We start from the raw sequence: 25664 nt of genomic DNA, 5'->3' as shown, positions 1-25664 counted from the left end.
ATCTTTCAACTTGACAGTGAAATTGCCGTGGCACATTCAGGAATCACACGCCACGGCAAAGCTTGTTCGTGCATCCACATATTCATTTTTACTGCCATTTGTGGATGTTGCTGCGCCGCACATGGATGTACATAACCAGCCCAAACCATCACCATCAAAATCTCACTAAATTGTTGTGCAGAAATTTTTAACTTGCTGCGCTTCAAAAGCTGCTGTGTGCTCATGGCATGTTGCGATAAACTGGACAGCACTTGTTCAAATAACGGCACCAGGTCATGAAGCTGCCCCAACTTTTCATCCTGAGCTAATGACTGCCCTACAGGTGCTTGCGGTGTCAGGCAAAACAATTGCTGATCATAATAGGCACTACGCTGTGCTTGATTGAGTTTTTGCGCCTTTTTCACATACACATCTTGACGCTGCAAAGTATTACGTAAAATATCCTTACTGGTTTCTCGTAATGTGAGCACTGGCAACTGGTCTAACATACGTCTAACTTCAGGTGAAAATTCTAAAACGTCAATATTTTCAATGACACCTGCCCCAGCAATAAAGGCCAAACCTTGTTGTGCCATCAGGCGAATCATGTCCGCAGAATGTTGTGGCTGCCAATGCTGTGACAAAAAGTCATGGGCAATATAGCTGGGTTTATCTTGTGCCAATGCAGTTAAATCATCTGCCAGGCTTGGTACTTTTTCAAATAATCCACGTTGAGTTTGTGCCAAACGACGAGCAAAATGTACAGTCTGCGTTGCTTTGCTGGCAGAGTCTCCTGTCAAATGCTGTGACATCTCTAGCATCAACTTCTGTACTGAAGTGAAATGAGTCGCCCCCGGATGGCTCATATAACTACAATAAAAAATGCCATTGGGTTTGAGCAATTGGCTGACCAATTGAACAATTGCCTGCTGATGCTCCTGGGCGATCCATGACCATACACCATGCGTAACAATAAAATCAAAAGGTTCAAGTTGCTGAGTCAGTAGCTCAGAAAAGCTGGCATGAATCAACTCAATATTCGAGATATGTGTACGTTCAATACCTTCTTGGGCAACCAAGAGCTGTTGGGCATTAAAATCAACACCCACAAAATGACCTTGCGGATGTGCGGCGGCTGTTAAGTGCAAATGAATACCCATAGCACAGCCCAACTCTAAATAGCGAAAAGGTCGTTTTAGATCTGGCGCTTGTATACCCTGCTGCTGTACTACCATATTTAACCATGTCGGCATGGCTTGACGGTGTACAAAAGTTGGATATGGCACATCCACCACATATCCATCATGTAAGTTCATCATAGTCACTTATCTATTTAAATTGTATTCAAAACAACAAAAGCCCTATTTTATGGGCTTTTGCAGTCTAGCTAGCAATTAGAATTTTGTGGTGAAGCCTGCATAGTATACCGCAGGGTTACTGGTTCCATAATCAGCACCTGTATCCACTTTGACACCCGCAACGTTTTGTACGCCAGCACGGAATGTCAAATGATCATTAAACGTATAATTGGCACCTATATCTGCAGTGGTATATGCTTTGGCAAAAGTAGGCGTAGTGTCGCCAATTTGTAAGGATTGTTTCCCCAAATATTGTACTTTAGCGTGCAAGCTAAGCGAATCTGTTACGTCCCATAACAATGAACCATTTAACGTTAACTCAGGAGTTTCAAGTAGTGACTCACCTGTAGTTTTGTTCTCAGACTCAAGCATATAGGTCGCATTACCGTTAAAGCGTAAATAATCTGTTAATGGTAATTTAAAGGTTAACTCTAGACCACTTGTGCGTGCTTCACCTACGTTACGTTGCGTCGTATACCATACGCCACTTGGTGTTGAGCCTAAATAGCTATTTTGAATTAGATCTTCGATGTCACTTAAGAAGTAAGTTAATTCAACACCATAACCATCTTCTTCATAGCCCACTGCAAGTTCATAGTTCACACTGGTTTCTGGATCTAGATCTGGGTTGCCCAACATTTGGCAACCACCACCTGGATAGCCCAAAGGAATTAAAGAAGTACAACCCATTCCCATAGAACCCGTACTTGAGGTACCAGAACGTTCACGTAAATTTGGTGCACGGAAGCTACTTGATACACCACCTTTTACTGTCCATGCTTCTGACGGGTGATAAACAACATAGCCACGAGGAGAGAAATTACTACCATATTCTTCATCGTTATCTAAACGACCACCAAGGGTTAAAATAAAGTTGTCTTGCAAATGAATTTGATCTTCAGCAAATACCGACCATGAATAGTTATCTGGCTCTAAATCATTATTTGTTAATAGATTACCATTAACGTCTTCGCCTAAGTTACCCATATTGCTTGCGTTAGATACTTGCTCGTATTTGTACTGTGCGCCAACGGTTAAATCATTACGTTTACCAAAGATTTGACGTTCTTGGGTAGCTTTTAAATCCAGAACTGTTTCAAGTGCTTTAGTTTCAACTTTGTCATCATTTACAAATGATTGGTCATTGTTTTGGATTTCGTTATGGTACAAATCAATATTTGTAGTTAAGCCATTGGAAAATTGACCTTCATGACCAATTCCTAAGCCAAAACGCTCCATTTCATAACCGAATTGTTCGCCGGCAGTCTCTTCAGTTTCTGACTTATCATTACCCCAAGAGGCATCGAAATTTAGGGTTTGGTTATCTGATAATGCCCAAGTTAAACGGCCATTGACTGTATCAGCAGTAGAACCAGAGCCACCATCAGCCTCTTTGTCCGCAGCACGGTCAGTACGGTTCGCACCCAAACGGAAACCTAAGCTTTCTGTTAATGGACCCGCTAAAGTTGCGCCATAAGTTTTAGTATCACCACGTTGGCTTGTATCTGGCTTGCTGTAATTTACTGATACGCTGCCTGAGAGTTCATTCGGTACTTTTTTAGTAATGATGTTAATGACACCACCAACAGCTTCAGAACCGTAAAGCGTAGACATCGAACCACGCACAACTTCAATGCGTTCGATCATTTCTGGTGTAATCCAGTTTAAATCTTGATCGACTTTGTCTGGACGATGGCCCAACAAGGACTGGTTACCAATACGCTTACCATCTACCAAAATTAATGTATATTTGTCTGGCATACCACGGAAAGTGATTTTAGAGCCAGCACCTACGTTTGAATAACCACCTGTCACACCCGGTAAGTCACTTAAAACTTCGGCAATGCTATTAAATGGCTGGCGTTGAATATCTTCACTGGTTACCACACTAATAGATGCCGGTGCATCTTTCACGTTAACCTCTGTTCCACTGGCAGTGACCACAATCGTATTGAGTTTGACAGCATCAGATGTAGGAGCTTCAAGCGATGAAGTAGATTCTTGTTGTTCTTTAGCACTTGCAACTGATTGTACTTCAGCATGTGTTGAAACCATTGCTGAAAGTACTGCAAAAGCTAACGTCGATTTCAAAAACGGTGTGTTCATACTCTATTTACGCCCCAAAAGTAGATTTATGAAGAAATATTGATGGAATTGTGACGCATTGTATCAAATGTTACTCTAAATACAATTACTATTGATAATTATTATCATTATTAAATACAAATAAAAAAAAAAGACCTCAATATTTGAGGCCTTTTTTATAAGCTAAATTTTATTCGCTACTTACTTGAAGTATGCACCTTCAGCCTGACTATGGTCAGTCTGGTCAACCACACGTGCAAGTTCTGGAACGTGCTGTTTCAAAGTCGTTTCAACGCCTTGTTTCAAAGTCACGTCAATTGCTGAACAGCCCTGACAGCCGCCGCCAAATTTAAGTACAGCAGTCAAACCGTGTTCAGGATCTTCAACCACTTCAACCAGTGCACAGTTACCACCATGACCTGCCAGACCTGGATTAATTTCTGACTGAAGCACGTAAGTGATACGCTCTTCGATTGAGGCATCAGGACCTACACGTGGCACTTTAGAGTTAGGCGCACGGAAGGTCAGCTGGCCCCCAAAACGGTCTTTGTTGTAATCAATAACCGCATCCAGTAAGTATGGAATAGACGGGGTGTCGATATAGGCCGGAAAATCCGGATAATCCTGCTTATAATCTGTTGGTACGACTTCTTCTGGCGCACTATAAGCCATACAACACTCAGCACGCGGCGTTCCAGGATTCTCAACAAAAACGCGCACACCAATCCCCGGTGTATTTTGCTTTGCCAATAAATCTTTTAAATACTCTTGAGCATTTGGGGTGATCAATAAGTTTGGAATCTCTTCTGCAACTGCAGTGCTGTGGTTCTCAGTCGACATAACAATATTTCCTCATGCTGAAGTTGCCATTTTAACTGAAGATGCGGGGGAATTAAAAAAATTCAACTAAAATTGTCGGAATTATCCTATGAAAGTTCTGTTTCATTTGTTTTTTAATGGCATTATGATCAGGAAACCCAAAAAGAAGAACATCTGTTTATGTTAGATTTACCGTTTAATCATACTGTTACGCTGATTGTGATTACAGCGATTATCTCCTTTATTGCTTTTTCCAAAGAAAAAGTCATGAACCGGCTGATTTTCTGGCCACCGGCATTGGAACGTGGTCAATATGACCGCTTCATTACTCACGGTTTTGTCCATGCCGATGGTACCCACTTGCTGTTTAACATGATTACCCTGTTTTTCTTCGGCAGTATTATTGAAAGCTTTTACCGTCAATATCTGTATGATCTGGGCTTTGTACTGTTTTATTTAGGCGGTCTGATTGCCGCAATTTTACCGAGTTATCTGAAACACAAAAATGATCATCGCTGGGCCAGTCTAGGCGCTTCCGGTGCGGTGTCTGCAGTACTGTTTGCCTATATTCTGTTTGAACCGTGGAAACTGATTTTCGTGTTCTTTATTCCGGTTCCGGCAATTATTTTTGCGGTGCTGTATGTGGCCTATAGCATCTGGTCGGGTAAACGTGGCAATTCCAATATTAACCACAGCGCGCATTTGTGGGGAGCAGCCTATGGGGTGATTATCACCATCATGATTGAGCCGCGTTTAATTCCACATTTCCTGAATAAACTTAGTCAGCTTCCGTTCTAAATTTGAGCAATCTGAAGCGCCTGCGGTATATTTTGACAACGCATAACTACAAATTAACACAGTATGCCGCAGCGGTTGGCGTCTAAAATAACTCGAATAATAACGAAGATGGAAGATGAGAGATGAAAAAGTTATTTCTGATTGCCGGCTGTTTACTGAGCTTGAGTGCCTGTGCCGTCCATACCCCAGAAGGCCGTTTGGTGATTGATCCTGACTCACGTATTTATGGCCATCCAGGAGATTTCTGCCCACCAGGTCAGGCCAAAAAAGGCCGCTGCTAAGCCCATTTTTCCATTTAGTCTCCAGAATGGAGGCTTTTTACTGCGTCCTCATAAACTGCAATTTCATTGGATAATTCATACAATTTTGGTAGTTAATGCCACCCCATCTCACAATTTGGCATAGATAATGTATACATCTGTATATTAATTTGCTTTCAAGCTGCGAGTTTTTGCATGTCCACATTAGACGGCCTACAATTTCCACATTTCGAAAACCAGAAACCCAGTACTTCACGCACAGGACGTGCGATTATTGCCGAGGCACTGGCCGGTGTTGCACCGCAACTGTCCCAGCAAACCCTGTCTGAAAAGAACTGGCGCAAACAGTATCCCAAATATTTTAAGGCGCTGGTCGAATACGGCATTCAGACCTGCCAGAACCCGATTCAGATTGCTGAACAGGGTCTGAATAAAGCGCATAGCAGTTTCGAGTTTTATCGACATGGTCAAAAACATCTGCTGAAAGATGTGATGAGCCTCGATGCCCAGCCTTTGCACACAGTTAAAATCCAGGGCCAAAGCACGGCAGCACCAGAGTGGTATGTGCCGTATCAGGGACAAAAATTGCAAGGTCAGGCACTGCTTGAGCAAATCCAGCGCTGGGAAGATGGCGGGATTATCGAACACAGTCATGCTCAAGCCTTACGTGCAGCAGTGGCTCATCCAGAATGGTTTGATTTATCGGACCGTACCATGGTGCTGTTTGGTGCTGCTTCTGAAGCTGGCCCTCTGACCTGGCTATCGAAATGGAAAGCCAATATTGTCGCGGTCGATTTACCCAATGCCCGGGTCTGGAACAAAATTCTAGAAACCGTGCAACAGGGTAATGCCACCCTGTATGCACCAGCGACTGAAGCGGTAGATGAAAACAGCACGACTGAGCTATTAAAAGAGCAGCTTGGTGCCAATTTACTGACTCAAACTCCTGAAATTGCCCAGTGGCTAACCCAGTTTGAACAGCAGCTGGATTTGGCTGCAATTGCCTATTTAGATGGTGAAAAACACGTGCGTGTGGCCATGGCGATGGATGCGATTATGCAGGCTGTCAGCGCGCAAAAAGCCGAGACCAGCCTGATGTTTATGTGCACCCCAACCGATGTCTATGCAGTGCCTGCCGATGTGATTCAGGCCTCAAAAGACAAGTATCAGCAACGCTCGAAAGCCCAGCAACTGCTGACCCATGGGGTTTCAACGGTCACGGCGCAACATTTCTTCCAGAAAAACCTGCATGATCTGGTGCATTCAGACAATGGACAGGATTACGGGATTGCCGACTGTCTGGTGGTGGAACAAGGACCGAACTATGCGCTGGCCAAACGTATTCAGCAATGGCGCGCCACCCTCGCCCGTCATCAGGGACAACGCGTCAGCATTAATATTGCACCATCAACCACGACCTATTCGGTGACTAAAAATCCGTTATTAAAAGCGGCATTTAATGGTGCCAGCCTGTTTGATGTAGAAGCTTTTGCGCCAGAAACCACCAATGCGATTATGGCCGCGCTCTGGATTCATGACCTGCGTAATCCACAGTCCGTGGCCAATCCGGAAGTGACTCTGAACCATCCTTTAGAGTTGATGATGGAAGGGGCCAACCATGGCGGTTTATGGCGTGTCGCATATTTGGCCCGTACTGCCCTGCCTTTTGCAGCCTTATATGGTTTTGCTACCGAGAAGCTGCCTAAAGGCTTACTGGCCAAGTTAAAGAAATAAGAGATTTTAATCTCTCTTCGATCGTTCTCTTTCTCTTGTGTAGCGGTGCTACGTATCCAAAACGGAGAGGGAGATTTTTTTAGAGACCTGCTGTCTACCTGAAAGATAAAAGAGTGGATAGGTTCATTAAAGAAAGAGAAGCTTTGATATTACTTAGGCTATTTCCTTACCCCCCAGCCCTCACCCCTTGAGAGAATGCATTGTAGATTTGCTGTCTATCTAAAAAATAAAGGACGTCACGACTTAGCATTTGGATCATCTGTTTCATCTACAGATATAAAAAAACGCTGCCCAGGCAGCGTTTTTTATTGCGGATGAACCGGCTTAGAATACTTTCAGGAATAACCAGAACAGGCCACCCGATAAACAGATGGTTGCAGGCAAGGTGAAAATCCACGCCGATAGAATGGTTTTAACCATCTGGAAATTCAGGCCAGATTTATTCGCCACCATGGTCCCAGCCACCGCACTGTTCAAGACATGCGTGGTCGATACCGGCATACCAAAGCCATCTGCTGCGGCAATGGTCGACATCGCCACCAGCTCGGCTGACATGCCCTGACCATAAGTCATGTGCTGTTTACCAATCCGTTCACCCACGGTGACCACAATACGCTTCCAGCCGACCATGGTCCCTAAGCCCAGTGCCAGTGCCACCGCAACTTTAACCCAAGTTGGAATATATTGCAGGAAGGAATCGAGATGGTCACGGTAATCATCGACCACTTTTTCCTGTTCCTTGCTCATGGCAGGTAAAGCTTCAGCTTTATCCAGACGCTTGAATGACGTGGTGCTGAGGTACATATCATTACGCAATGCTGCCACTTCTGCTTCCGGAATATTTTTCAAGTCGCCGTATTGCCCCACACGCTCACCTAAATGATCAGTCAAACTGGCCAAAGCCGGTACCACTTCCGGGGTGATTTCCTTGGTCTGGATGTACTTGGTGATTACTTCACGGGCCTGAGCATCCGGAATATCGGTATGGTTGGCATAAATTGCAGACGCGGTTTGCGTCGACAATTGCTGGAAAGACTGAATATGCTGGTTGTCCAGTTCCTTATTCAAGGAATAAGCCAATGGCACAATCCCAATCAGGATCAGCATGATTAAGCCCATGCCTTTCTGACCGTCATTAGAACCGTGGGCAAAGCTCACCCCAGTACAGGTAAAGATCAGGATGGCACGGATTAATGGCGGTGGTGGTTTGTTGCCTTCAGGCGGCTGGAACAGTTCCAGCTGACGTTTGAAAATCTTTTTCACCAGCAGGAACAGTACGGCAGCAAAGGCAAAACCAATTAATGGCGAGAACAGTAAAGCCTTACCGACTTTCATCACCTGTTCCATATCCACGCCGGATGCACCAGCGCCCGCATTGAGGATGTAGTTCATAATTCCCACACCCAGAATGGAACCAATTAAGGTATGCGAACTTGAAGCCGGAATACCGAGGAACCAGGTGCCTAAGTTCCAGAGAATGGCCGCAATCAGCATGGCAAAGACCATGGCAAAACCTGCGCCTGAGCCAACATTCATGATCAGCTCGACCGGTAGTAAGGCAATAATACCGTAGGCTACGGCACCACTGGCGACCATCACCCCAAGGAAGTTACAGAAACCGGCCCACATTACCGCAACTGGTGCAGACAAGGCATTGGTATAAATGACCGTAGCCACCGCGTTGGCGGTGTCATGGAAACCGTTAACAAATTCAAAGCCCAGCGCAATAAATAAAGCGGTGGCCAGCAGAATCACCGAATACAGGCTAAGCGCCGGAACATGCGATAAATCTGCCGATAATTGAAAGCCAATATAAATAAGCGTTGAAATAATAAGCGTTAGAAACACCGGCATAAAGAATTTCGGTGTTGGCACATGAACATTGGTCGACTTTTTCGGAGCCGACTGGTGTGCTGAATCTACGGGAGTTTGATTAGAATTCATGCAAGCAGGAAAAGAGGATACAAAATCCCCTTATTGTTCAGTTAAATTGTGACAATTATATGACAAAAGCAGGTCAAATAAAGTAATTTTTCTACTTTATTTGCCACAATTTCCTGATAATTTTATAGACAAAAAATCAAAATATTTAAAATAAATCAAAAACTTATAAACCACCATCTCATCTTCATCCGGTTTTCTGTCACTGCTGTCATCTTTGATGACACTGAAATATTACAAGTACAGCAAAACCCGGCCCATTTTTAGACTCTCTCATACTGCCATAGCTATATGACAATTTTATGAATCCTTACAATGATTTATTTATAACGATGTGTATATTTTCAAAATAAGCCCATGAAAACGTATACTTTTTCAGCAAAGATGCCACAAAGTTCCGTTCCATCCCATCAATTGCAGAAAAAAGCAGTCGAACTCTGCTAAAATATTGCGCATTTCTGATTCATCAAAACAAGGGTTTTTTATGTCCACGCTTGCTACCCTGAAAGAACTTCTTGCCAAAAGAATTTTAATTATCGATGGTGCCATGGGTACCATGATCCAACGCCATAAATTGGAAGAAGCCGATTATCGTGGTGAGCGTTTTGCTGACTGGGCCTATGACCTGAAAGGCAACAATGACCTGCTGGTACTGACCCAGCCGCAGATTATTCAAGGTATTCATGAAGCCTACCTAGATGCCGGCGCTGACATTATTGAAACCAACAGCTTTAACGGCACGCGTGTTTCCATGGCGGATTACCACATGGAAACGCTGGTTCCGGAAATTAACCGTGAAGCTGCGCGTCTGGCCAAAGCTGCCTGTGAAAAATATTCAACACCGGAAAAACCACGTTTTGTGGCGGGTGTCTTGGGGCCAACGTCACGCACCTGTTCAATTTCACCAAACGTGAATGATCCGGCATTCCGTAATATCACTTTTGATGAACTCAAAGAAAACTATATTGAAGCCGCGCACGCCCTGATTGAAGGCGGTGCCGATATTCTGCTGATTGAAACTGTATTTGACACCCTGAACTGTAAAGCGGCAATTTTTGCGGTAAAAGAAGTCTTTAAACAGCTGGGCCGCGAATTACCGCTGATGATTTCCGGCACCATCACCGATGCCTCAGGCCGTACCTTAACCGGCCAGACTGCCGAAGCGTTCTGGAACTCGGTGCGTCATGGCGATTTACTCTCTATTGGTTTTAACTGTGCCTTAGGTGCAGATGCCATGCGTCCACACGTAAAAACCGTGTCCGATGTGGCTGATGTCTTTGTTTCTGCACACCCGAATGCCGGTTTACCAAATGCCTTTGGCGGTTATGATGAAACCCCGGAACAAACCGCTGCCTTCTTAAAAGAATTTGCCGAAAGCGGTCTAATTAACATTACCGGTGGTTGCTGTGGGACTACGCCGGATCATATCCGTGCCATTGCACAAGCCGTTGAAGGTATTGCACCGCGTCAACTGCCAGAAATTGAACCTGCCTGCCGTTTAAGTGGTTTAGAACCATTTAACATCACCAAAGATTCCTTGTTCGTGAACGTCGGTGAGCGGACCAACGTGACCGGTTCGAAAAAATTCCTGCGTCTGATTCGTGAAGAAAACTTTGCCGAAGCGCTGGATGTGGCCCGTCAACAGGTTGAAAGCGGTGCACAGGTCATCGACATCAACATGGATGAAGGCATGCTCGATTCACAGGGCGCGATGGTGCACTTCCTGAATCTGGTGGCCTCTGAGCCGGACATTTCCCGTGTGCCAATCATGATTGACTCATCTAAATGGGAAATTATTGAAGCCGGTCTGAAATGTGTACAAGGTAAAGCTGTCGTCAACTCGATTTCCCTGAAAGAAGGTTATGACGAGTTTGTCGAAAAAGCGCGTCTATGCCGTCAGTATGGTGCTGCCGTGATCGTAATGGCCTTTGATGAAAATGGTCAGGCAGATACTGCCGCACGTAAAAAAGAAATCTGTAAACGTTCTTATGATGTGCTGGTCAATGACGTGGGCTTCCCGGCTGAAGATATTATCTTTGACCCGAACGTGTTTGCGGTTGCAACCGGTATTGAAGAACACAACAACTATGCGGTGGATTTCATTGAAGCGACGGGCTGGATTAAACAGAATCTGCCACATGCCATGATTTCTGGCGGTATTTCTAACGTGTCGTTCTCTTTCCGTGGTAATGAGCCAGTGCGTGAAGCAATTCATGCCGTGTTCCTGTACTATGCGATTAAACAGGGCCTGACCATGGGTATTGTAAACGCTGGTCAGCTAGCCATTTATGATGATATTGACCCGGAACTGAAAGATGCGGTTGAGAACGTGATTCTGAACCAGAATCAGGGTACCAGCGGTCAGGATGCTACGGAAAAACTGCTGGAAGTCGCGGAAAAATATCGCGGTCAGTCGGGCGTTAAAAAAGAAGAAGAAAACCTGGAATGGCGTAACCAGCCGGTGGAAAAACGTCTGGAATATGCGCTGGTCAAAGGGATTACCACTTTTATTAATGAAGACACCGAAGAAGCCCGCTTAAAAGCCAAACGTCCGCTAGATGTGATTGAAGGTCCACTCATGGACGGTATGAACGTGGTCGGCGATCTGTTTGGTGCCGGTAAAATGTTCCTGCCGCAAGTGGTGAAATCGGCCCGTGTGATGAAACAGGCGGTGGCCTGGTTAAACCCGTACATCGAAGCAGAAAAAACTGTGGGTGAGTCCAAAGGTAAAGTGCTGATGGCCACGGTAAAAGGCGACGTCCACGATATTGGTAAAAACATTGTTGGTGTGGTCTTGGGCTGTAACGGCTATGACATTATTGACCTGGGCGTGATGGTACCGGCAGAGAAAATCCTGCAAACTGCGATTGATGAAAAAGTCGATATTATTGGCCTGTCGGGTCTGATCACCCCATCTTTGGATGAAATGGTCTTTGTGGCCAAAGAAATGCAGCGTAAAGGCTTCAATATTCCATTGATGATTGGCGGTGCGACCACCTCGAAAGCGCATACGGCTGTGAAAATTGATCCACAATATTCCAATGATGCGGTGATTTATGTGGCTGATGCTTCACGTGCTGTTGGTGTGGCAACCACCCTGCTGTCACAAGACATGAAACCAGCCTTTGTAGCAGACACTCGTGCTGAATATGCCAAAGTACGTGAGCGGATTGCCAACAAGCAGCCTAAAGCGGCGAAACTGTCTTATGCAGAATCAATTGAAAACGGCCTGAAAATTGACTTTAAAGCCAATACACCGGTAAAACCAAACTTTATTGGTACCCAGACCCTGACCAACTATCCGCTGGAAACACTGGTTGAATATTTTGACTGGACGCCATTCTTTATTTCATGGAGTCTGGCCGGTAAATTCCCAGCCATCCTGACCGATGAAGTGGTGGGTGAAGCAGCGACCGATTTATACAATCAGGCGCAGGCGATGCTAAAAGATATTATCGACAATAAACGCTTTGATGCGCGCGCGGTATTTGGCCTGTATCCGGCCAACCGTTCCGGTGCAGATTCAGTCGAAGTGTATGATGCAACAGGTACGCATGTCACGCATACTTTCCAGCACGTTCGTCAGCAGTCAGACAAAGTCACTGGCAAACCGAACCTGTCACTGGCCGATTTTGTCGCGCCAAAAGGTGAAGCGGAAGACTATTTAGGTGGCTTTACCGTGTCGATCTTTGGTGCAGAAGAAATGGCCAATGAGTACAAAGCCAAAGGCGATGACTACAATGCCATTCTGGTACAGTCTTTAGGTGACCGTTTTGCCGAAGCCTTTGCCGAGCATTTGCATGAACGTATCCGTAAAGAGTTCTGGGGCTATCAGGCCAATGAACAACTGTCAAATGAAGAGCTGATTAAAGAGAAGTATGTCGGGATTCGTCCTGCACCGGGCTACCCTGCTTGCCCAGAGCACTCTGAAAAAGCGCCTTTATTTGACTGGTTAGGCTCAACTGACAAGATTGGTACGCAACTGACCAGCAGCTTTGCGATGTGGCCACCTTCATCAGTCAGTGGTTTCTACTATGCCAACCCTGAAAGCCAGTACTTTAACGTGGGTAAAATCGCAGGCGACCAGCTTGAAGATTATGCGCAGCGTAAAGGTTGGACACTGGATGAAGCGAAACGTTGGTTAGCGCCGAATTTGGATGATTCGATTTCTTAAGAATCTCTCTAGTCCTCTTTATTAAAGGGGGAACTAAAAATCCCCCTAAATCCCCCTTTTTCAAAGGGGGACTTTGTCATGTGATTAAATGAATTACGAATCCAAAACCACCATCAAATTCGCGTAAAGTTCCCCCTCTGCCTCTCAGGAGAGGGTCAGGGAGAGGTATTTAAAACAAAGCGCCAGAAAAGTTGAAGGAGAGGCCCTTTCCTCATTCATACTGTTGCAAATAACGCTCTAGCTCTTCCTGAACCAGCACCGCTGCATGCTTCTGAATTTGCGTTTGACTTAACAGTCCTTCCGAATCAACCACCACCACACGATGTCCATCTTGCTGCAAACGCTCTACCCCTTCAAACAGCATCCGTGCACCCACATCATGAATTAAGGTGAGGTTGGTCAGATCGAGTACAATCGTCGTATCACCCGGTGGCTCTTCCTGTAAATTGCGCAGCAACATTTCTGACTCGGTAAACTGCAACACTCCGCGCAGTTCATAGACGCGAACATCATCATTTTTGCCAGCCCAATAACAGCTCTGAATAATGGTTTGTGCGGAAGGCGTCCCTTCCATCAGATGCAGGCCCATATCGGCAGATAAGCGCTCGAAAATATCAATCCCGCGGACACTGTTGCCATGTTCATCTACACGCGGTGAAAATACCGCAATACCGACCTGCCCCGGCAGCACACCAATAATCCCACCTGAAACGCCGCTTTTGGCCGGAATCCCCACCGTGGTGAGCCAGTCTCCGGCAGCATCATACATACCACAGCTCAGCATCACGCTTAACACCTGCCGCACCACGGCCCGATCCAGTAAACATTCGCCCGTTTTCGGATGTAGGCCGCCATTGGCCAAGACACTGGCAATGTGTGCCAAATCCTTAACCGTGACCTTAATTGCACACTGCTGGATATACCCATTCACAATCTCGACCGGGTCAGTGTCCAGTGCACCGACAGTACGCAACATATAGCCAATCGACAGGTTCCGGAATGCGGTCTTCATTTCGGAGGTATAGACCTGCTCATCAAAACTTAATTCCCGTCCGGCCAGTTCACTTAAAAAACGGCGCAGCTGCTCGGCCCGTGAAATGCCAGCCGTAGTTTGAATTAATGAATGGGTGGTAATCGCCCCCGAGTTGATCATCGGGTTTTTCGGAATATTCAGTTCTTTGTCTAAGGAAATCTGGTTAAAGGCTTCTCCGGAGGGTTCAACGCCTACTTTTTGCAAAACTTCTTCAATGCCCAACTGCTCCAGCACCAGTGCATAGGCAAAGGGTTTGGACATGGACTGGATGGTAAATTCATGACCATCATCACCGCTGGAATAAATCATGCCATCTGCGGTGGACAGGGCCAGCGCCAGCTTGTTAGGATCAGCCTGTGCCAGTTCCGGAATATAATCGGCCAGCTGCCCGCCCGCATTGCGCTGACATTGTGACAAAACATGCTTTAAATAATCTGGAACAGGCGTTTGCATAGGATGGGTCCTTTTTGGGCATTATCATTGTTGTAGATGGCAACTTTATTTTATACCGCAAGCCGGTGCATTTTGGCCCGGCAGTTACAGCATCGCTACACGCATCGCTTTTCTAAATCTTCTTGATTCAATTATGCGCTCAAGATTGTGCACTTTTTTAGATCACTGTCTGGGAGAAGCTGCTATGATGGCGCGATTTTTTGACTTACCTGCAATTTGTTCATGTTAGCCGAAAATTTCTCCCTCTACAGTGCGCTAATCCCGCTGTTTATGATGGCCTTTGGCAGCGTCATTCTGCTGCTGCGGCTGTTCCAGCCAATTCCCACCTATTTTCTGTGGTATGCCGCATCGACCTTGTGTACGGGTCTGGCCGTACTGATCATTACCGTGGTCTCCGCCCAAGTGTTGCCGACCTTTAGCTTTATTCCGTCCACGCTGCTGTTTATCAGCTGTGCGATGTTCACCCATGCCATTCATTTACGGCTGAATGTCACCACGCGCTGGGTATTTCTGCTGGTGCTAATTGCCATTGCCGAGTCAATTTATGTGTATTTTTCGGTGTTTGATGAGCAATATGCACAGCGGATGCTGGTGCTGACCATCACCATTACCCTGATTTTTTCGCATAATTTAAAGGCTTTATATCAGGTCAAGCTCAAGCAGAAACTGGATCGCCTGTTACGCCTGTCACTGTTGCTGTTAAGTGCGGTGATTGCGCTGCGCACCCTGTATCTGTTTGTGGTATTACAGCCGACCAACCAGATTTTAAGTAACAACTTGGTCGCTGCCGGCACCCAGCTGATTATTCTCTGCCTGAGCCTGCTGATGGCCGGGCTGCTGTTTCATAGTGCCTATCAGGATATTTTCCAGCAGCTGCAAAAAGAACGGAATCTTGATCCATTAACCGGCTTGCTGAATCGCCGGGCGCTGGAGGAACGGCTGAAACGCTTAAAACAGCACAGCCGTTCCAGACAGAATGCGATTATTCTGTGTGATCTGGACTTTTTTAAGCAGATTAATGATCAATATGGCCATAAGGTTGGCGATGTCGCGCTACAGCATGTCACCAAAATTATCAGCAAAGCGGTACGCAAATATGATGAAATCTGCCGGATGGGCGGTGAAGAATTTCTGATTTTACTGCAAGATACCCCGCTGGATATCGCAATTCAGGTGGCAGAACGGATTCGCAGCGGCATCGAAACCACACCACTGATTCAGAGTGGTCAGGTCATTTCAATGACCGGCAGTTTCGGCATCAGCTTTTTCCAGCACTTTGATGAGTTTTCTCAGGCCGCGCAGCAGGCCGATTTATTGCTATATCAGGCCAAAAATCTGGGCCGCAACCAGCTGCACTGGCAACAATAACAATCATCCACACGTGCAGACTTTTATAACTATTAGTTTATTTTTCCCAAATAAAGTTTGATTATTCATAGCTATAGCTCTTCTTTAAAATTACGGTTCCTGTTTTTAATCCTGTCAGAAGATACGCATGGATGCTACTCCCCGTTTAAGCCGCGAAGACAAACGCACACTTGGCCTGTCCTCACTCGGCGGTGCACTCGAATTTTATGACTTTGTCATTTATGTCTTTTACGCCAAAATTATTTCCGATCTGTTTTTCCCAAGTACCTTAAGTCCATTTTGGGCCATGCTGAATACCTACGGCATTTTTGCAGCCGGTTATTTCTTCCGTCCGCTCGGCGGTGTGGTGATGGCGCATTTTGGCGACCTGATTGGCCGTAAACGCCTGTTTAGCCTGTCGATTTTATTGATGGCCCTACCCACGCTATTTATTGGCATCATGCCGACCTTTGAAAGCATTGGTTATGCCGCGCCATTATTGTTACTGCTAATGCGCGTGGTACAAGGCATTGCCATTGGTGGTGAAATTCCTGCGGCCTGGACCTTTGTTTCCGAGCATGTGCCAGAAAAAAGAATTGGTTTTGCCAATGGACTGCTGACCGCCGGCTTATCCTTGGGGATTTTACTCGGTGCGTTAATGTCGCTGTTTATTTCACTGCAATTTACTGCAGCCGAAATTCAGGACTGGGCATGGCGTATTCCGTTTATTGTTGGTGGGATTTTTGGTCTGGTAGCGCTGTATTTACGCAGTTATTTACATGAAACCCCGGTATTTAAAGCCATGCAGGCACGCAAGGAACTGGCCAAGGAATTACCGGTGAAACAGGTGCTGGCGCAGCATCGTAGCGGTGTGGTGATGGGCATGTTCTTTACCTGGTTCCTGACCGCCTGTGTGGTGGTGCTGATTTTGGCCATGCCAAACCTGCTGGTCGGTGCATTTGGTTTTGACCGCGCCGATGCCTTTAAAATGCAAAGTGCCGCCATTGTTATGCAGATGATTGGCTGTATTGTGGCCGGGCTGCTGGCCGACCGTTTTGGCGCTGGCCGCGTTATTTTATTCGGCTCCCTGCTGGTCGCTGCAATTGCCTCGCTGTTCTATAACAGCCTGGGTCATGTTGAAGCATCAACAATCTTTATGCTGTATATGCTCTTGGGTCTGGCATCAGGGACAGTTGGCATGGTGTCATATAGCATGGTGAAAATGTTCCCGGCACAAATCCGTTTTTCCGGTATTTCATTTTCTTATAACGTGGCCTATGCCATTGCCGGTGGCATTACCTTACCGCTGGTGCAGTGGCTAAGCCTGTATAGCAATATTGGCGCGCTATATTATATCTGGGTGGTGTGTCTGGTGGCGTTTATGACCGCCTGGTTTTATCAGCAACGCTTTGAGCGTGCCCGCCCTTCGGTTTAATCCACCTCAAAACAAAAAAGCCCGGCTTCATCCGGGCTTTTATCCAAAGATGTTCAGATTTTAGCTTTTTAAATTCTTCTTGAGTTCATCTTCAACAATATTAATCTCTACTTCGCTAAAGCGGCGAATTTCACCTTCTGCATGTTTTTCCAGCATCCCGCCAATTAATGGCACTTTTACTTTTACTGTCCAGTTCAGCTGGATCTGAACCTGCTGATCATTACCCGTCACCGAACGTGCGCAGCGGGCCTCTAAGGGTAAGTTCGCACCTAAATCAATGGTCGAGGTCAATGCACTCAGATTGGTGACATCGGTGCGATTTAAACGAAAAGCATCTTTTAGCAGTTTTTTGGCGATGTCTGGAATATTCACATCCAGGTTATAGGCACGGCGCAAGGTGTAAATATCACCTTGGATCTGCGATTCCAGAATCTCCAGATTTTCCCCCGGAATGCGTTTGCATACATTTTCATGTAATGCAGTATTTGCAGCCAGCTGTTTGAATTCGCTCAATGAAACACCCTGAATGGTGGCATTGACAGTAAATTGATGCGCCATAGTTGATCCCTGATTTTGTCTTTTTCTTCGGTCTTGTTCTTGGTGGGGAACCTGCTGTTGCAGCCGGTTCATCGCCTGTTTATTTAAAAGAATTCTGCACGCGCTGTCATTGGCTGAATGTGGTCGGATTGTTCTGGTGTCTGCCATATTCAATCCGCAGCATCTCACCGGCATCAATCCGGACAAAACAGTCCAGATAATCAATCCGGGCATAAAACTGTTCAGCGCCATCATCCAGTCCGGCCACCGACCAGCGAATGCCGGCCGGAAACTGCTCAAGCCAGCCCGACTGATAAAAATCGGCGACTGAATCAAAATGCAGGCCCTCGGCAGCGGCCTGTTGCAGACGCTGTGCCACCTGTTCAAACCTGGCCTGTTGCTGCTGGCGAAAATCAATCAGCATGGCTTATCTCATCCTGCTTTTATTGCTGTTTATTTCTATCGTCTTTTATTTTAAACCGTCTGGCCGATGAACGCGCCAGTTTTGACTCTGCCCCTCCGCAACATTCAAACTAGAACCAGTCTAAAAATATACGAGTTCAGGATGAACACCACCACCTCTGCTATCCACACATCGCCGCTTGAAATCAGCAGCGTTACTTTCCCGGCCAGCGATGGTTATTTACTGACCGGTACCTGTTATACCCCGCCACAAGTTAAGGCGCAGCTGCTGGTGGCCTGTGCAACCGGCGTGCCGCAAGCCTTTTATCGCCGCTTTGCCGAGTACATGATTCAATATCAGTATCAGGTGCTGTGTTTTGATTATCGGGGTGTGGCCAAATCGGCACCGAAACGGCTGAAAGGCTTTCAGATGTCCTATCTGGATTGGGGCAAACTGGATCTGGCCGGTGCGATTGCTTATTTTAAACGTGAGCAGATGCCGCTATTTATGGTCGGTCATTCCTATGGCGGACAAGCACTCGGATTAGCACCAAATCATGCACAGGTCACGGCACTGTACTGTTTTGGTACCGGCGCCGGCTGGCATGGCTATATGCCACTGAAAGAAAAAATTAAAGTGCAATTTGTCTGGAACCTGATTTTCCCACCGATGGTGGCCCTGGCCGGTTATTTGCCGTGGAGCAAGCTGAACATGGGTGCAGACCTGCCGCTGGGCGTGTATCAGGAATGGCGTAAATGGTGTAAAAATCCGACTTACTTTTTTGGCGATCCGGCACAACAGGCGCTGTTTGAATGTTATGCACAGGTCAAAACCCCAATTTATGCCGCTTCTTCACTGGATGATGACTGGGCCTTACCCAATTCCCGGTATGCTTTTATGCAGCATTATTGCAATGCCTCAGTGAAAATGATCAACCTGATTCCGCAGCAGTTTGGCTTAAGCCAGATTGGACATATGGGCTATTTCCGCCAAGGCGCAGAAAAAATCTGGGATCAGGTAGCAGCCACGTTTGCCCCATATTTGCCATCCGATGCAAATACCGAAGCGAGCATTTCAAAGTAATCAGGACGGTAAAGACAGGCGCTGCTGGGTTTCACGGCCTTCCCGATCGACATGGGTGATAAAAATACCGTACTGGCTCACGTAGTATTCTAGCGACTGCTCATAAAAGGTCCAGTAAATGGTCCATTCGCCCAGATCGGTGTCTGCAATCCGGGTCTGGGTTTTGGCCGGCATTTTACGCAATACCTGTTCCTGCAGCATTGGGCCATCATCTTTATGCTGTACAGCTGGTGCGTCCTGCATAAAGATGTCCGCCACATCATCAAACAGCTGCTGTTCATAGGCAGCGACTTCTTCAATCACTTCTTCAACCGGTAGCGGGCACTTCTGGCTAATCGGGCCTTGCACCATATTGCACTAGGCGGCCTGATGTTTCTGAAAGGCACGGTTAATTCTGATTTTAATCATGACTTTCCATAGCGCATAAAAGGCCAGAAAAATCAGGAGGATTGCCAGTATTTTTGCCATAAGCCCGCTTACCTCAATGGTTCGGTTCTCATTTCCCAGCGTTTGTTCTCGTGTCTCTTATCTCAGCGCTGGATCATGCCTGATGATGATGGTAATTCCATGCGCTCCTAAAGATGACCTAATCGCATCTGCGCTGCCAAACTGCTGTCTTTTTATTCATTTTGACACAAAACAGTATCAATCCCCCAATAAAAAATTCTCACAACACCTAAAAAACTGCGTAAATCACAACAAGATTGTCATTTTGTTGAGGGTTTATTTACATTCAAATAGGTGCTTGTTTATGCCTTTACCAACACAATGATTAGATCCGCTCGAATTCAAGATGTCCCGAGCCTTATTCGCGTTTTGCACGACAGTATCCGATCCTGTAGCCTCGATCATCAACATCGTGAAATCAAGATTCAACGCCTGCTCGAAAATAAAAATCAGGAAAATCTGCTGTTACTGATGCACTATAACAACTGCTGGGTGTATGAGCTGCAGCATCAGGTGGTCGGTTTTATTCTGGCCAGCGATCAGGGTGAAGTTTTAATGAATTATGTCGCACCCGATGTCCAGCAGCGTGGCATTGGCAAACTGCTGCTCAATGAAGTGTTGCATTATTATCAGCAACGCCAGATGAAACGGATTGTGCTAGCCAGCACCCGTACTGCGCTGCCCTTTTATCAAAAATATGGCTTTCAGATTCAGCCGCAGGCAATTGAGCCTGTTTTACATATTCCTTTAGTCAAATATCTGGACTAAAGATTTTTCACTGGCTTAATGCCCGGCAATCCTGTACTGATCCCGGCCGGCTTCCTTGGCCAGATACAGCTGCTGATCGGCCGCTTTCATAAATTCCAGTACACTGGCATAGGGCTGCTTGCCAGTCATCCAGGCCACGCCCATACTGACCGTGACATAGTTTTTCGCATCCTGACGGGCAATGTGCTGTATCTGCTCGGCACGAACCGCCTGTAATACCTGCACCATCATCGGCTCTAATAAGGCAATCGGGACATTGTGCAGTATCAAGGCAAATTCTTCACCACCATAACGCGCTACATAGGCATTTTTAGGCAAGGCACGATTCAAGATCAGCACCAGCTGCTGCAAAACCAGATCTCCTTTTAAGTGGCCATAATGGTCGTTATATTTTTTAAAATAATCGACATCCAGCATCACAAACGCCAGGGTATGTTCAGGCTGCTGACAGGTCTGCTCAAAACGTAGCAAAATTTCATCATTCAAGGCACGGCGGTTATAGGCGCCAGTCAGCGCATCAATTTTTACCTGCAATTCCAGTTTGGCATTTAACTGGCTTAACTGGGCGGTACGTTCCTTGACTTTAACATCCAGCGAATTATTCAGGCTCAGCAAACGGTTATTCAGTTTTTCAATATAGGCAGTATCACGCGCATAGTTACGTGCCTGCTGCAGCATAATCAGCAAGGCATACAGACTGGTAGAAATAAACGATAAAGGAATTGATTCAATCAGGTTTAAGGCCAGCAGCAGATCATGAATAAAGCTGCCAAACAGCAGCAATACCGCACATACGGTTAATTTGGAATAGCTCAGTTTCTGCCGCAAAGTTTCGGCAAAACCGTAGATAAAATTGACCAGCACCAGCAGACTGAATAAAGAACTCCATAACGCCAGCTGTTCCAGCACCATCGGCGGTGCCCATAATGCAGCGACCAGATTAATGGCTATTAACAGCAGTGCAGCACAATATACCCAGCGATGTAAATAACGCTGGTTAAACAGGAACATATAGCTCAAGAAAAATAAAATGGCCAGAAAACTGAACAGATATTGCAGCCGCAGTCCCCAGATCCAGTTAATGTCGGTAAAGGCGGTATAGGCATACGGGGCTGCGAACAGGTTGTGCAGCGCCAGAAACACAATAAAAATGCCAAATACAAACATACTTTGTGCATTCGGCGACATCACCCCACGGAAAAAGGAAAAGACCAGGGTAAACAGTCCAATCCCGAGCACCCCGCCGCTGATCATGGCCACACTCATCATCAGGCGCTGGTATTGATAGTTTATGGTGCGGCTGAGTCCGATTTTTATTGAATGTTCCAGCCCGCCCCTGGAGTTCTGGAAACTGGAGGCCTGAATCGCCAGGGTAAAAGATTCACTGTCGGCAATAAAATAGGCAAGCCGATGACTATTGCCGTTTTCATGGCGGGCAGCATCAGGACCGGCTTCCCCCACACGTGCCAGCGGCTCACCATTTAAATACACCCGGTAGGCACCTTGCTGGCTAGGCATCCAGATCGCAATGCGGCGACCGACAAATTCTTTTGGCAGCTGAAAATGCCCAATAAATGTGCCATAGCCTTCCATTTGGCCGGTCAGTTGCTGAAAAGAAGCCGGTAGATGTACCCGTTCTGCAGTCAGTACTGCACTGGGCTGTTGAATAAACTGCTGATTGTAAAACAGCCATGAGCCATCCAAATTGGTACTGGAACGTTCACTAAACTGCAGGGTCGTAATCAGCTGCTGCTGATAATAGGAGTCTGGTGAGGAATCATAATGTGCTCGTGCCGAAGCAAGGCTGAGTGCACACAGACACAGCCAGGCCATCAACAGGAAAGAAATCCGAAAGTACGCGCGCTGTTCCAATAAAATGATAATCCCTGCAGACATTGGAAAGGAATGATTTTAATGTACTGTGTATTGAAGGGCTTTCAAGTTACTTTTTGCACTATTTTTGCACAAGCCGACCAGAGACATCCTGTTCTCTGGTCAGGGAATGTGGAAGGCTTATTCGTCGCGGGTTTTCACGTCAAATAATTCAATTTCAAAAATCAGGTTGGAATTGGCCGGAATAATATTGCCAATTTTACGCTCGCCATATGCCAGATGAGATGGCACGATCAGCTTGCGCTTACCACCAACTTTCATCCCGAGAATGCCCTGATCCCAACCTTTAATCACACGGCCGGTACCAATCACGGTTTCAAAATAGTTACCGCGGTCAATGGAAGAGTCGAACTTGGTACCATCTTCCAGCCAGCCGGTATAGTGAGTGGTAATTAAAGCGCCTTTGACCGCTTCTTTGCCCTCACCCACTTTTAAATCAATAATTTCTAATTCTTTTGACATGCGTCTGCTCTCTTCAACCAAATCAATTGTGCATGAGTATAAAAGGAATTGATGACAGCTGCATAATTTAGGCCGCTAAATTGCAGCCGTTTATTGACCTGACACCACAGCAGCAACCGGATGGGTTACTGCAACTGTTCCCACTCAATCACAGCCTGGGCCTGATCGCCAATTAAGGTCCATTCGCCATCCATCACATTTAACTGTAGCTGCATGGTACGTTCACACAGTTGCTGAATTGCTTCGGTGGTGGCGGTAGACAGTTTCCAGACCTGAACATTTTTCAGGGTTTTCAGCTTGCTGGAGCGTTTATACCAGTCATCGACATTGCTGCCATAGGCCACCACCGCCACCTGTTGGCAACGGGCGCTGGCTTTTTTGACCTTGTCTTCATCCGGGCAGCCGACTTCAATCCAGTTTATTAGCTGACCTGTGAGATCTTTTTGCCACAGCGCCGGCTCATCGGTTTCAAACAGGTCTTTGGTGAATTCCAGTGCCTCATCGGCATAGCGGGCAAATGCCAGAATACGCACCATCAGGCGCTCGATGGTTTCAGACGGATGCAAGGCCATGGTGAGCTGATAGTCACCATATTGATGCACATCCATATTGGCAATATTTAAATCTGCTTTATAAATTGTTGCTTTAAGCGCCATACACGTGATCCTCAAATTTGGCGCCTAGCATATCGGATTTTGCTGCCCCGTGCTGAACAGATTCTAGGCAGTATTGTCAATGCGACAGGCCAGCAGCTGTTCCTCAAACGCGCTCCAGTCCCGGGCGTTACGATAAATCAGCTCGATCCGGTTATCGGTATTTTCGGGCGATGACTGATAGTTAAATTGCTGCGGATTGAAATTAAAGGTTTTCCAGCCCTGATTGGTGTGAAAAATTGCTTTAATCCGCAACCAGTCCTGCTGCTCACAGAGCAGATCCAGTAGCGCATAAAAGTCAAATTGCCAGCGCCGGGAAAATTTCCAGCCGGCCACCGAATACCCCTGCGCCGTTTCCACATAATGATAGGGCAACTGTTTAATTTCCGGCAGCTCTGCCTGTGCCGGCAGTGTGCGTTGCAGCTGCAATAAAGGCTGGATTTTACGTTGGATGCCGACATGGGCCAGATCAATTTCAGCCAATGACAGCTGACCGTTTTCAGCAGCTAGCCAGCGCGGTGCATAGGCCTGATATTCCTGTTTTAATTTTTCCAGGCCCTGTTCATCTGCCGGCTGCATCTGATCCGCATGTGAAATCACAATAATCTGGGCGGCTTTTAACTGGTCGGTATACAGGTTTTGCTGGGTCCAGTCGGCATCGTGCAAACGTGAACCATCCACCACGGTGACCAAGGCGCGCATATCCAGATGGCTGTGCCAGTGCGGTTCGGTCAGCTGTTCCAGTAATTGCAGCGGATGGCCCAATCCGGTGGGTTCAATAAACAGCCGGTCGGGCTTGGCTTCATCTAGCAAGCGTGACAAGGCAATCTGCATTGATAACTGGCTGCTGCAACATAAACAGCCACCGAGCAGTTCCTTAATTTCAAAACCGTCACTTTGCGGCAAAATCTGCTGGTCGATGCCGATCTGGCCAAATTCGTTCATCAACACCGCCCAGACTTCCTGCTCCGGCTTTTGACGCAGCAACTGCTGTAACAGCATGGTTTTCCCGGCTCCCAGAAAACCGGAAATAATATGGGTTGGAACGGCGCGTGTCGGTGCAATCAGTTTCACAGGTCTACTCTTTGGCTGGGCAACGTTTGCATGCTATGCAAGATTGCCATGTGGTTCAAGCCAGCACTGCGGCTTTCTGGCTGAGATTTTTTCAGCTTGAGCCAGAAAATGTGCCTACCTTTGCTATCTTTTAGAAAAATTTAATTACATTTATCTGCCCGCAGTTTTTTCCTGTAACGCTGCAATATCGGTAGCAATGTAATTTTATTTATCTCGGCATGGGGATAGTTCGAGCTATCTCCTCTGTAAGTTCGCCGATTTTAGATGCAAAAAACGGTAAATTCTTACCCAATTGCTACATTTTCTTCATTCATGTAGAGCCAATGTTAAGCAGATTTTTTGCTTTGTTGCTTCGATTGCTCAATCTCCTACTGCGGCATAGCATGAAGCCTGTCCTCGATGCAGGTGATGTGCATACGAGGTCAACTCTAAAATGAATATTAAAGGATGCCCAAAATGAAATTAACTCAAATTTTACTTGCGACCACGTTTGCGGCTGCTACCGCAACCACTTTTGCTGCACCGGCAGCACCAGCCAATACTCAAACTGAAGACAAAGTGATTGTCAGCACCCAGGAACAACCAGCAGCAGCGGCCAATGCCGGTGCAGCAGATCAGCCTGCGTCTGAAGCTGCATCAAGCGATGACAAAGAAAAAACTGCACGTTAATAGTTACCATACTGTGCGTTGCTATTTTTGATGGCAGCACCGTATTAAATACCATTTTGTGAAGGTGAAACCGCTTTGATGCGGTTTCACTTTTTTATGGAAATGGTCTTTTTACTATAGAAATAAATGATCGTAACATCATCCTAAATGATTGTATTTTTATTATAAATATTCATCTAATCAACAAATTATAAAAATCATCTTATTTACTATCCTCTACAGTCGACCTCTGTTTCCACTATGGCATAACTTGTTGAAT

Annotated in this window: 21 protein-coding genes; 9 read left to right on the top strand and 12 right to left on the bottom strand. The window is 46.3% G+C overall.

Translation table 11 applies throughout. The features are described from left to right. Window positions 1-5: 5 nt before the first annotated feature. From FTT68_RS11915 to nfuA, 3 genes are all read right to left on the bottom strand, one after another. Window positions 6-1298, bottom strand: a complete 1293-nt coding sequence (locus FTT68_RS11915; RefSeq protein WP_180036483.1) for a class I SAM-dependent methyltransferase — start codon at window positions 1296-1298, stop codon at window positions 6-8. A 75-nt stretch (window positions 1299-1373) separates the two neighbouring features. Then, on the bottom strand, window positions 1374-3443 hold the full coding sequence (locus FTT68_RS11910; protein WP_180036484.1) for a TonB-dependent receptor domain-containing protein: 2070 nt from the start codon (window positions 3441-3443) through the stop codon (window positions 1374-1376). A gap of 180 nt (window positions 3444-3623) precedes the next feature. After that, a complete protein-coding gene (gene nfuA / locus FTT68_RS11905; protein WP_180056463.1) occupies window positions 3624-4262 on the bottom strand; it encodes a Fe-S biogenesis protein NfuA in 639 nt (212 codons plus the stop codon). A gap of 159 nt (window positions 4263-4421) precedes the next feature. Here nfuA and FTT68_RS11900 point away from each other — a divergent pair, with 159 nt between their 5' ends. From FTT68_RS11900 to FTT68_RS11890, 3 genes are all read left to right on the top strand, one after another. Beyond that, window positions 4422-5039 carry a rhomboid family intramembrane serine protease gene (locus tag FTT68_RS11900; protein ID WP_005179422.1) on the top strand — a complete coding sequence of 206 codons (618 nt, stop codon included), beginning with the start codon at window positions 4422-4424 and terminating at the stop codon, window positions 5037-5039. 122 nt (window positions 5040-5161) lie between these two features. Beyond that, a complete protein-coding gene (locus FTT68_RS11895) occupies window positions 5162-5320 on the top strand; it encodes a hypothetical protein (RefSeq protein ID WP_005179424.1) in 159 nt (52 codons plus the stop codon). Window positions 5321-5494: 174 nt separating this feature from the next. Further along, the gene (locus tag FTT68_RS11890; protein WP_180056461.1) at window positions 5495-7033 is read left to right on the top strand and encodes a hypothetical protein; all 1539 of its coding nucleotides are present in this window, start codon (window positions 5495-5497) and stop codon (window positions 7031-7033) included. 324 nt (window positions 7034-7357) lie between these two features. Here the strand turns inward: FTT68_RS11890 and FTT68_RS11885 are convergent, their stop codons facing one another. Next, the gene (locus FTT68_RS11885) at window positions 7358-8977 is read right to left on the bottom strand and encodes an inorganic phosphate transporter (protein WP_005179429.1); all 1620 of its coding nucleotides are present in this window, start codon (window positions 8975-8977) and stop codon (window positions 7358-7360) included. A 481-nt stretch (window positions 8978-9458) separates the two neighbouring features. On the opposite strand from FTT68_RS11885, the gene metH reads away from it, so the two are divergent. Beyond that, entirely contained in the window at window positions 9459-13148 is a 3690-nt protein-coding gene (metH, locus tag FTT68_RS11880) for a methionine synthase (RefSeq protein WP_104487315.1), read from the top strand. 211 nt (window positions 13149-13359) lie between these two features. On the opposite strand, the gene FTT68_RS11875 is transcribed toward metH, so the two are convergent. Next, window positions 13360-14634, bottom strand: a complete 1275-nt coding sequence (locus FTT68_RS11875; RefSeq protein WP_180175385.1) for a glutaminase — start codon at window positions 14632-14634, stop codon at window positions 13360-13362. Between the two features lie 222 nt (window positions 14635-14856). Here FTT68_RS11875 and FTT68_RS11870 point away from each other — a divergent pair, with 222 nt between their 5' ends. Both FTT68_RS11870 and FTT68_RS11865 read left to right on the top strand, forming a co-directional pair. After that, on the top strand, window positions 14857-16002 hold the full coding sequence (locus FTT68_RS11870) for a GGDEF domain-containing protein (RefSeq protein WP_180175384.1): 1146 nt from the start codon (window positions 14857-14859) through the stop codon (window positions 16000-16002). 127 nt (window positions 16003-16129) lie between these two features. After that, complete coding sequence (locus tag FTT68_RS11865) at window positions 16130-17416, top strand: MFS transporter (protein ID WP_104471176.1); 1287 nt, start codon at window positions 16130-16132, stop codon at window positions 17414-17416. Between the two features lie 60 nt (window positions 17417-17476). Here the strand turns inward: FTT68_RS11865 and FTT68_RS11860 are convergent, their stop codons facing one another. Both FTT68_RS11860 and FTT68_RS11855 read right to left on the bottom strand, forming a co-directional pair. After that, on the bottom strand, window positions 17477-17974 hold the full coding sequence (locus FTT68_RS11860) for a DUF2505 family protein (RefSeq protein ID WP_180175383.1): 498 nt from the start codon (window positions 17972-17974) through the stop codon (window positions 17477-17479). 106 nt (window positions 17975-18080) lie between these two features. Next, window positions 18081-18377 (bottom strand): hypothetical protein, encoded by a 297-nt coding sequence (locus FTT68_RS11855; protein ID WP_104473065.1) that lies wholly within the window; start codon window positions 18375-18377, stop codon window positions 18081-18083. Window positions 18378-18518: 141 nt separating this feature from the next. On the opposite strand from FTT68_RS11855, the gene FTT68_RS11850 reads away from it, so the two are divergent. Further along, a complete protein-coding gene (locus FTT68_RS11850; RefSeq protein ID WP_180175382.1) occupies window positions 18519-19439 on the top strand; it encodes an alpha/beta fold hydrolase in 921 nt (306 codons plus the stop codon). Here FTT68_RS11850 and FTT68_RS11845 read toward each other — a convergent pair whose 3' ends face one another. Next, entirely contained in the window at window positions 19440-19790 is a 351-nt protein-coding gene (locus tag FTT68_RS11845) for a hypothetical protein (RefSeq protein WP_253586868.1), read from the bottom strand. 417 nt (window positions 19791-20207) lie between these two features. Between FTT68_RS11845 and FTT68_RS11840 the strand changes: the two genes are divergently transcribed. Next, entirely contained in the window at window positions 20208-20654 is a 447-nt protein-coding gene (locus FTT68_RS11840) for a GNAT family N-acetyltransferase (protein WP_045796254.1), read from the top strand. A gap of 15 nt (window positions 20655-20669) precedes the next feature. Here FTT68_RS11840 and FTT68_RS11835 read toward each other — a convergent pair whose 3' ends face one another. The 4 genes from FTT68_RS11835 to FTT68_RS11820 all read right to left on the bottom strand — a co-directional run bounded on the left by FTT68_RS11835 (window position 20670) and on the right by FTT68_RS11820 (window position 24736). Further along, window positions 20670-22550, bottom strand: coding sequence for a diguanylate cyclase (locus FTT68_RS11835; protein WP_180175381.1), 1881 nt, complete (start codon window positions 22548-22550; stop codon window positions 20670-20672). Window positions 22551-22667: 117 nt separating this feature from the next. Next, window positions 22668-23009: an FKBP-type peptidyl-prolyl cis-trans isomerase gene (locus tag FTT68_RS11830; RefSeq protein ID WP_005179461.1), complete on the bottom strand. Its 342-nt coding sequence runs from the start codon at window positions 23007-23009 to the stop codon at window positions 22668-22670. Between the two features lie 125 nt (window positions 23010-23134). Continuing rightward, window positions 23135-23665 (bottom strand): YaeQ family protein, encoded by a 531-nt coding sequence (locus FTT68_RS11825; protein ID WP_016659315.1) that lies wholly within the window; start codon window positions 23663-23665, stop codon window positions 23135-23137. A 63-nt stretch (window positions 23666-23728) separates the two neighbouring features. Beyond that, window positions 23729-24736 (bottom strand): GTP-binding protein, encoded by a 1008-nt coding sequence (locus FTT68_RS11820; RefSeq protein WP_180175380.1) that lies wholly within the window; start codon window positions 24734-24736, stop codon window positions 23729-23731. A 456-nt stretch (window positions 24737-25192) separates the two neighbouring features. Here FTT68_RS11820 and FTT68_RS11815 point away from each other — a divergent pair, with 456 nt between their 5' ends. Beyond that, on the top strand, window positions 25193-25405 hold the full coding sequence (locus tag FTT68_RS11815) for a hypothetical protein (RefSeq protein WP_005179468.1): 213 nt from the start codon (window positions 25193-25195) through the stop codon (window positions 25403-25405). Window positions 25406-25664: the final 259 nt, after the last annotated feature.

Source organism: Acinetobacter sp. Q85-2 (assembly GCF_013420555.1).
Lineage (GTDB): Bacteria > Pseudomonadota > Gammaproteobacteria > Pseudomonadales > Moraxellaceae > Acinetobacter > Acinetobacter indicus.
The sequence above is the reverse complement of the archived record's forward strand: the minus strand, read 5'-3'. Positions and strand labels throughout refer to the sequence as shown.